This window comes from Brevundimonas sp., assembly GCF_036402095.1.
Lineage (GTDB): Bacteria > Pseudomonadota > Alphaproteobacteria > Caulobacterales > Caulobacteraceae > Brevundimonas.
Window position 1 is genome coordinate 1 of record NZ_DASWTO010000044.1, and the last position, 8,255, is coordinate 8,255.

Annotated in this window: 8 protein-coding genes and 1 pseudogene; 5 read left to right on the forward strand and 4 right to left on the reverse strand. The window is 69.0% G+C overall.

The features are described from left to right. The 5 genes and pseudogenes from VGD32_RS03480 to aguB form a co-directional block, all read left to right on the forward strand. Positions 1-142 (forward strand): annotated as a pseudogene (locus tag VGD32_RS03480) (cell envelope biogenesis protein OmpA); the annotation flags it as partial. A 181-nt stretch (positions 143-323) separates the two neighbouring features. After that, a complete protein-coding gene (msrA, locus tag VGD32_RS03485; protein ID WP_331030510.1) occupies positions 324-947 on the forward strand; it encodes a peptide-methionine (S)-S-oxide reductase MsrA in 624 nt (207 codons plus the stop codon). A gap of 220 nt (positions 948-1,167) precedes the next feature. After that, positions 1,168-3,672: a TonB-dependent receptor gene (locus VGD32_RS03490; RefSeq protein WP_331030511.1), complete on the forward strand. Its 2,505-nt coding sequence runs from the start codon at positions 1,168-1,170 to the stop codon at positions 3,670-3,672. Positions 3,673-3,827: 155 nt separating this feature from the next. Then, the gene (locus VGD32_RS03495; protein WP_331030512.1) at positions 3,828-4,829 is read left to right on the forward strand and encodes an agmatine deiminase family protein; all 1,002 of its coding nucleotides are present in this window, start codon (positions 3,828-3,830) and stop codon (positions 4,827-4,829) included. After that, complete coding sequence (gene aguB, locus VGD32_RS03500) at positions 4,829-5,710, forward strand: N-carbamoylputrescine amidase (RefSeq protein ID WP_331030513.1); 882 nt, start codon at positions 4,829-4,831, stop codon at positions 5,708-5,710. The genes VGD32_RS03495 and aguB overlap by 1 nt, the downstream gene beginning before the upstream one ends. Here the strand turns inward: aguB and VGD32_RS03505 are convergent. The 4 genes from VGD32_RS03505 to VGD32_RS03520 all read right to left on the reverse strand — a co-directional run. Then, entirely contained in the window at positions 5,691-6,467 is a 777-nt protein-coding gene (locus tag VGD32_RS03505) for a PA-phosphatase (RefSeq protein ID WP_331030514.1), read from the reverse strand. The two genes, aguB and VGD32_RS03505, sit on opposite strands and share 20 nt — an antisense overlap. Next, positions 6,464-6,970 (reverse strand): hypothetical protein, encoded by a 507-nt coding sequence (locus VGD32_RS03510; protein ID WP_331030515.1) that lies wholly within the window; start codon positions 6,968-6,970, stop codon positions 6,464-6,466. Before VGD32_RS03510 ends, VGD32_RS03505 begins: the two co-directional genes overlap by 4 nt. Positions 6,971-7,080: 110 nt before the next feature. After that, positions 7,081-7,452: a ribonuclease gene (locus VGD32_RS03515; RefSeq protein ID WP_331030516.1), complete on the reverse strand. Its 372-nt coding sequence runs from the start codon at positions 7,450-7,452 to the stop codon at positions 7,081-7,083. A gap of 133 nt (positions 7,453-7,585) precedes the next feature. Next, a partial coding sequence (locus VGD32_RS03520) for a deoxyhypusine synthase family protein (RefSeq protein WP_331030517.1) occupies positions 7,586-8,255 on the reverse strand: 670 nt, incomplete at its 5' end.

Sequence of the window (8,255 nt, forward strand, 5' to 3'; positions counted from 1 at the left end):
TGCGGACGCGCTGGTCGCCCAGGGCGTCAACGGCGGCGTCATCTCGCTCGACGGCAAGGGCGAAACCCAACTGGCCCGCCCGACCGCCGACGGCGTTCGCGAGCCCCTCAACCGCCGCGCCACCATCGGCATCAACTTCTAGGACGGTTCATCCGGGCGCTGCACGAGGCGCCCGGATCAGCCTCCCGGAAGGCCGAACGGCCAATGACTGCAGCACCGCCGGTCCCTCACGGGGCCGGCGGTCTTGTTTTGGCCGGCCATCGGGTGAACCATCCCGCCGCGGCCGCCGATATTCGATGTGCGGCGCCCGCGCGGAGGTACCGATGTCCAGTCGCCCGCTCCTCAGCCTCGTCCTTCTGAGCCTCGCCGCGTGCTCTCCCGGCGCGCCGGCGGAGAGCGCCCCCTCCGGGGCGTCCCGGCAGGGCGACAGCGGTCGCCGCGAGACGGCTGTCTTCGCCGGCGGCTGCTTCTGGTCGGTCGAGGCCAATTTCGAGGCGATTCCGGGCGTCGTGGCGGCTGTGTCCGGGTTTGCCGGCGGGACCACGGCCAATCCGTCCTACGACCAGGTGGTGCGGGGTGGAACCGGCCATCTCGAAGCCGTCCAGGTGACCTTCGATCCGGCCCGGATCAGCTATCGCCAGCTGGTCGACCGGTTCTGGTTGACCATCGACCCCACCGACCCGGACGGGCAGTTCTGCGATCAGGGGCCCTCCTATGCGACCGCCGTCTTCGCCAGTCCGGCCCAGAAGGCGGCGGCCGAGGCCTCGCGCCGCGTCGCGGCCGCGCGGATCGGGCCGACGCGATTCGTCACCCCGATCCGCGACGCCGTGCGGTTCTGGCCCGCCGAGGCCTACCATCAGGACTTCGCCCGGCGGAATCCGGTGCGCTACGGCGGCTACAGCCGATTCTGCGGCCGCGCCGCGCGACTGCGCGCTGTCTGGGGCTGAAAATCCGGCCAGGCGTTCGTCCGGGAGCGGATGATTTCATCCATCCACAGGCAATCCGCCCACAGCGGTGTGTCTCCCGCGCCACCCGCACGGACTGTCATATCACTGTCACACGAATGTCGTCCCAGTTTCCGATGGGGCCCGTAGAGGGAGCGGGATTTCAGCCGGCCGAGGCCGGACAGTGGGCGCTTGCGCTCTTATTCATCGGGGATTGATGACAATGACGAACCGCAAACGCGTGTTCTGGGCGACGACCGCCCTCTTTACCGGCCTCCTGGGCGCCGGCGCCGCTTCCGCCCAATCGTCGGGCACGGTCGCGACCGAAGCCACGGAAGTCGAAACCGTCGTCGTCACCGGACAGCGCGGTCCGTTCAGCATCGACGGCGCCATCGTCGCCGAATCGGTCGCCAAGACCCGCTCGACCATCACCCAGGAGTTCATCGCCACCCAGACGCCGGGTCAGACGATCCTGCAGACCCTGAACCTGGTCCCCGGCCTGAACTTCGTGAACGGCGACCCCTACGGCAACTCGGGCGGCAACATCCGCATGCGCGGCTTCGACGGCAACCGCGTGTCCCTGACCTTCGACGGCGTGCCGCTGAACGACTCGGGCAACTACGCCGCCTACACCAACCAGCAGCTGGATCCGGAACTGATCTCGCGCGCGTCGGTCAACCAGGGCACCACGGACGTCGACAGCCCGACCGCTTCGGCCACCGGCGGCACGATCAACTACACGACGGCCCGTCCGCTCGAGGAGCCCGGCTTCCAGTTCAACCTCTCGGCCGGCGAGTTCGACTACAAGCGCGTCTTCATGCGCGCCGACTCCGGTGCGTTCGGCCCGTGGGACACCACCGGCTACTTCACCGTCTCCTACACCAACTACGACAAGTTCAAGGGCCCGGGCGAACTGGAGAAGACCCAGTACAACGGCAAGCTCTACCAGGACCTGGGCAACGGCAACTTCGCCAGCCTCTCGGCCCACTGGAACGTCAACCGCAACGCCTTCTACAACAACTTCATCAACAAGGCGCAGTTCGAGAGCGGCAACTACCTCGAGAACGACATCGCCTGCATCACCCCCGTCGCCGTCAACGGCACGGTGCAGAACGAAGGCACCCAGTCGACCCGCATTCTGTCGAACGGCACGGTCGCCACCGGCAGCTGCACCAACTACCACGGCATCCGCATCAACCCGTCGAACACGGGTAACCTGCGCGGCCAGTTCAGCTACGGCCTGACCGACAGCATCCGCTTCACCTTCGACCCGTCGTTCCAGTACACCATCGCCAACGGCGGCGGTTACGCCACCCTGCGCGAGACGGACAACACGCTCGATCACGCCGGCACCAACGCCACCGGCCCGGGCGTCGACCTGAACGGCGACGGCGACGTGCTGGACACCGTCGGCATCTACAACCCGTCGAACACCAACACCCACCGCTACGGCATCATCAGCTCCCTGATCTGGGATCTGAACGAGGATCACCGCATCCGCGCGGCCTACACCCTCGACTACGCCCGTCACCGCCAGACCGGCGAGGCCGTGCGCATGGGCCGCGACAGCGAGCCGGTGAACGTGTTCTCGGGCCAGGAGCGCTGGGGTGATCCGGACGCCGCCATCCGCGCCATCGACGGCTCGATCCTCCAGAAGCGCGACCGCTTCTCGATCGCCCAGCTGAACCAGATCGCTCTCGAGTATCGCGGCGATTTCTTTGAGGACCGGATCACCCTCAACATCGGCGCGCGGGCGCCCTTCTTCGAGCGTGACCTGAACCAGTACTGCTACTCGCAGGACGCCTCGTCGAACGTGCGCTGCACCAACGAGACGCCGACGCTGGTCCTGCCGAACGGCAACGTTCGCTTCGCCACCACCGGCACGACCGAGTACATTCCGCCGTTCTCGCAGACGGTGAAGTATGACGACGTCCTGCCGAACGCGGGCATCGTCTACCGCTTCGCCGAAGGCCACAGCGTCTACGCCAGCTACGCCGAGGGCATTTCGGTGCCGCGGACGGACAACCTGTATCAGCCGGCCCGCGCCGCTGACGGTTCGCTGAACTTCTCGACCGTGCAGCCGGAGACCACCAAGTCCACCGACATCGGCTACCGCTTCCGGAACGACCGCACCGTCGCCTCGATCGCGCTGTGGTGGACCGACTATCAGAACCGCATCGTTTCCTCGCGGGACAACGATCCGCTGTCGCCGTTCTTCGGCGAGTTCACCGAGCGCAACCTCGGTGCGGTGGAGCAGAGCGGCATCGACGCCCAGCTCGGCTATGAGGTCTCGGACCAGCTGACCGTCTACGCCTCGGCCTCGTACAACACGAGCGAGGTCCAGGACGATCTGGAGATCAACCCGGGCGTCTTCCTGCCGACCTCCGGCAAGAAGCTGGTCGAAACCCCGATGTGGACCTACGCGGGCCGCATCGACTGGGCGCCGACCTCGGACCTGTCCATCGGCTTCCAGGGCAAGTTCGTCGACGACCGCTTCACCAACGATGTGAACTCCGAGTCCTTCGACAGCTACACGGTGTTCGACGTCGACGCCCGTTACGACCTGACGGACACCTTCGGCATCCGCGACGCCTATGTGCAGCTCAACGTGACGAACATCTTTGAGGAAGAATACCTCGGCAACATCTCCACCGGGACCACGGGCAACCGGACGGCCTCGCTGGGCGCCCCGCGCACTGCGGTGATTTCGATCGGCACCAGCTTCTAAGCCGGTTCCATACGACTGAAGCCTCGGGAAGGGCGGTCCGGAAACGGGCCGCCCTTTCTGCATTCGGACCCTCCACGCCACCCGCGTGTTGAAGTCGGGTCCCGCCGTGTCTATCTGGCGCGGCTGCCTTCCGCCTTCGAGGACACCCCCGCTCCATGACCACGCCCGTCCCCGCCGAATGGTCGCCGCACCGCGCCATGTGGGTCGGTTGGCCCAGCCATGGCGAACTGTGGGAAGACAACCTCGAGCCGGCCCAGACCGAGGTCGAGGCGCTCGTGCGCGCGCTCGCCGGACCCGGCCGCGAACGGGTGCGCCTGCTGGTCGGCAAGCCGGAGGCCCTGAACGACGCCCGCGCGCGGTTCGCCAGTGTCGACAATGTGGAGGTCGTCGACGGCCGGTTCGGCGACATCTGGCTGCGCGACACCGGGCCGATCTTCGGCGAGGGCTCGGCCCGCGCCGCCGCCTTCCGCTTCAACGGCTGGGGCGGCAAGTACGAGCTCGAGCACGACGACACGGTGGCAGGTCAGATCGGCGAGGCCGCGGGCATCCCGCTGGACCGTCACGATTTCATCCTGGAAGGCGGGGCGCTGGACCATGACGGGCAGGGCACGGTCCTGACCACGCGCCAGTGCCTGCTGAACCCCAATCGCAACGCCGGCTGGACCGAGGCGGCGGCCGAGGCCGCGCTCGCCGACTCCCTCGGCGCCCGCAAGGTGTTGTGGCTGGGCGACGGCCTGCTCAACGACCATACCGACGGCCATGTCGACAATCTGGCCCGGTTCGTCGCCCCGGGCGTCGTGGCCTGCCCGGTGGCCTGGGGCCGCGGGGACCCGAACGACGACGTCTATGCGGAAGTGGCGCGGACGCTGTCCGGCATGACCGACGCCGAGGGCCGTACGATCCGCATCCTGCCGCTCCCGTCCCCGGGCTTCGTCGGCGACGAGGACGAGAAGCCGGTCCCCGCCAGCCACATGAATTTCCTCATCGCCAACGGCGCGGTGATCGTGCCGACCTACGGCGACAACCGGGCCGCCGACCTCGTTTGCCAGGGTCTCAAGACGGTCTTCCCCGACCGCGAGATCATCCCCCTGTCGTCCATCGCCATCCTTTCCGGCGGCGGATCCTTCCACTGCATCTCCCAGCAGGAGCCCGCCTGATGGCCCGCCAAGACGCGCGAATGATCTCCGTCGCCGCTCTCCAGACCTCCTACGGCGAGGATCTCCAGGCCAATATCGACAAGACCATCGCCCTGATCCGCGAGGCGGCCGGCAAGGGCGCGCAGGTCATTCTCCCCTCGGAACTGTTCCAGGGGCCGTATTTCTGCGTCAGCCAGGAAGAAAAATGGTTCGCCACCGCCCATCCGTGGCGCGAGCATCCCTGCGTGACGGCGCTGCAACCGGTCGCCGCCGAACTGGGCGTGGCCATCCCGGTCTCGATCTTCGAGCGCGAGGGGCCGCACTATTTCAACTCGATGGTCATGCTGGACGCCGACGGCTCGGCCATGGGCGTCTACCGCAAGAGCCACATTCCCGATGGGCCCGGCTATCAGGAGAAATACTACTTCCGGCCCGGCGACACGGGCTTCAAGGTCTGGAACACGCGCCACGGCCGCATCGGCGTCGGCATCTGCTGGGACCAGTGGTACCCCGAAACCGCGCGGGCGATGATGCTGCAGGGCGCCGAGGTGCTGTTCTACCCGACCGCCATCGGCTCCGAGCCGCACGACAAGGAACTGGACACCGCCGATCCGTGGCGGCGCGCCATGCAGGGCCATGCCGTGTCAAACGTGGTGCCGGTGGTCGGGGCCAATCGCACCGGGGCGGAATACGCCACCGACGTCGGTCAGGTCTTCTACGGCTCGTCCTTCATCGCCGACCATCGCGGCGACCTCGTCGAGAGCCTGGGGCGGGATGAAGAGGGCGTGCTGGTCCACGCCTTCGACCTCGACTACATCGACCGCCATCGGGCCGCCTGGGGCTTCTTCCGCGACCGGCGCACGGACCTTTACGGCTCTCTCGTCAGCCCGCGTCCGGCCTGAGCCCCAGCGCCCGGCGTTCGGCGGCGCAGGCGGGACTGCCCAGTCCCTCCGCGCGCGCCGCCGCGACCTCCGTCCGGGCGGCTTCCAGATCGGCGTGGAAGTCCGGCGACGCCGCCGCCTGCTCATAGACAGCCTGTCCCAGCCGAAGTCCGTCCTCCACGTCCGACGGCCAGTTCATGGCGCAGACCGCGCGGCTCATCCCGATCTCGCGTCCCATGGCGCGGGCGGCTTCGGCCTGATCCGGCGCAAGGGCCGCGAACAGCTCGCCATAGGCCGCGCCCGCCACGGCTCCCGCCGCGGGCCACGACCCCCCGGATCGCTGCTCTTCGGTCACCCTCTGGCAGGCGCGGCGCGAGGAATCGACGGCGATCGGCCGGGGTCTCGGCCTGGCCGCGGCCAGCCGGGCGCTCAGGGATGCGGAATCGACCAGCAGCCGGGTCATGATCCGGGTCAGGGCCGGACGGGGTCGCTCCGCCAGCCGTGTCCCCAGCACGCAGTCGAAATGCTGGGCCGCTTCCGGCGGGCGAAGCTCGACGTGGAGGGTGGCCATCCACCAGCGGTCGGTATCCTCCAGCCCGCGCAGCGCGCCGGAGGCCGCCGCGTCGCCACGATCCCGCCAGCCGCCGGCCTGGACGGCCAACGCCTCCATGCGGGCAGGGGGGAGGTAGCCGGGGGGCGCCCCTGCGGGCGGTGGGGCGGTGACGCCGGCGCAGGCGGTCACAAGCGTGCAGGCGGCCAGGGCGGCCGCCGGTCTCACCGGCCGGCGGTCCAGCTCAGCTGCACGCTGGTCGGCTCGCCCTCGACCCGGGTGGCGACAACGCTCAGATTCTGTCCGCGGCCGTCGGCGCCCCCGGCTCCGTAGCCCATCGAATTGCCGCGGTTCATCGTGTTGATCGACTTCAGGCCGGCCGCTTCCGCCCGCTGGCGGTAGAAGGCGATCACCTCGGCGGGGCTGGCCTGCGTGGTGAAGGCGACGATGCCGCCGGGGCCGTCCGAGCCCTGCGCCACAGTGGCCGGCTCCTGCGGAACGCCTCCCGGATAGATCACGGCGAACGGCGGCGCGCCGTCCGCCGCGGGTACGGCGCCGGCTCCGCCCGAGGGCGGCGTCGGCGCGATGCGGGCGGCGGCCTCCGCGGCCGGGGCCGCGGCGGTGTCGGCGGCGGCCGCCGGCTCCGCGTCTTCCTCGACCGGCGAGGGCTCTCCGCACCCGGCCAGTATCATGGCCCCCATGATGGCGGTGGCCGCAAGACTGCGCTTCATCCCTTGGTCGTCCCTGAAAAAGACTGTGTTGTTGGCTTCACCGTGGCGCAAGCCTGCGGCGGCGGCAAGGCGGGTTCGCGCCCCGCGGGGGGCGCGAAATGACACGGGGTTCAGCCGGTCGCCGCGTCGGCCTCGTCGCCCGCCTCCGGCTTGCCTTCCGCAGGGTCGGCCGCGGGGCCGCCGAAGTCCGCCCCGGTATTGTTGATCGGCTGATCCGGATCGGTCCCGGCGGGCGGGCGGGGGGCCGCGGACCGCATGCCCTCGCTGGTCAGACTTTCGTTGATCCGGTCCTGGTCCGGATCGATCTCCGAGCCCGTCGCCGCGCCGCCCTGCAGCGAGCCGGCCCGGGTGTCCGAGCCCATGCCGCTGCCGGAAACCGCCTCGGTCAGGGCGTCCGGTGTGCGGCCCAGGTCGGGCTTCTCGCCCATGTCGTCGGCCTCGCGGGCGTCTTCGGTCTGCTGCGGGTGTTGCTGCTGGGTCATGGCGAACTCCTTCGTGCGGGTAAGCGAACCGCCGCGGGACCGGTTCCGCCATGATCCTCCGCCGGGGGTCTGGGCACGAAAAAGGGCCGGGATGCGCTCCCGGCCCTCGTCGTGTCAGCCTGTGGGAAGCGTCCTACTTCCCGAACAGCTTGGCCCAGCGGCGCTTGTCGCGGTTCTTCCACGCCCCGCGGTGATAGGCGTCGGAACCGATCAACGGCACGACGGTGGTGGCTTCGGCGAAGACCATCTGTTCGTGGGTGGTCTGCACCTTGCCCCACGACGCGGCTTCCTTGAGCGTCGACGACGAGCAGGCCCCGTCGCGCACGTCGGCCACGGTGATCTGCACGGCGTAACGGTGCATCTCGGCCTCGACGCCGAGAATCTCGGCGCAGACGACGGTGTCCTGGGCGAAATTCTTCGGCACGCCGCCGCCGACCATGAACAGGCCGGTGACGCCCGCCGCGATCTTGATGTCGGTCAGTTCGCGGAAGTCGGCGATGGCGTCCAGCATCATATAGGGCTGGCCGGCGGCGGCCCGCTCCTTCTGGTGCTTGACCAGGCCGAAGCCGGCCGAGGAGTCGACGAAGGCCGGGCAGAAGATCGGCACGCCTTCTTCATAGGCGGTCTGGATCAGCGAGCCGGGCTTCTTCGCGTTGCCTTCCGACAGCCACTTGCCCATCTCCCAGATGAACTCGCGCGAGGAATAGCCGCGCGGCTCCAGCCGGTTGGCGATCTCCAGGATGGTGTGGTCGCAGGCCTGGAGCTCTTCCTCGTCGATATAGGTGTCGTAGATCCGGTCGATG

What these genes read in the sequence shown, in the direction of transcription:
- VGD32_RS03490 (WP_331030511.1), top strand. Translation starts at nt 1,168, where the DNA reads ATGACGAACCGCAAACGCGTGTTCTGGGCGACGACCGCCCTCTTTACC.
- msrA (WP_331030510.1), top strand. Translation starts at nt 324, where the DNA reads ATGTCCAGTCGCCCGCTCCTCAGCCTCGTCCTTCTGAGCCTCGCCGCG.
- VGD32_RS03510 (WP_331030515.1), bottom strand. Translation starts at nt 6,970, where the DNA reads ATGAAGCGCAGTCTTGCGGCCACCGCCATCATGGGGGCCATGATACTG.
- aguB (WP_331030513.1), top strand. Translation starts at nt 4,829, where the DNA reads ATGGCCCGCCAAGACGCGCGAATGATCTCCGTCGCCGCTCTCCAGACC.
- VGD32_RS03515 (WP_331030516.1), bottom strand. Translation starts at nt 7,452, where the DNA reads ATGACCCAGCAGCAACACCCGCAGCAGACCGAAGACGCCCGCGAGGCC.
- VGD32_RS03495 (WP_331030512.1), top strand. Translation starts at nt 3,828, where the DNA reads ATGACCACGCCCGTCCCCGCCGAATGGTCGCCGCACCGCGCCATGTGG.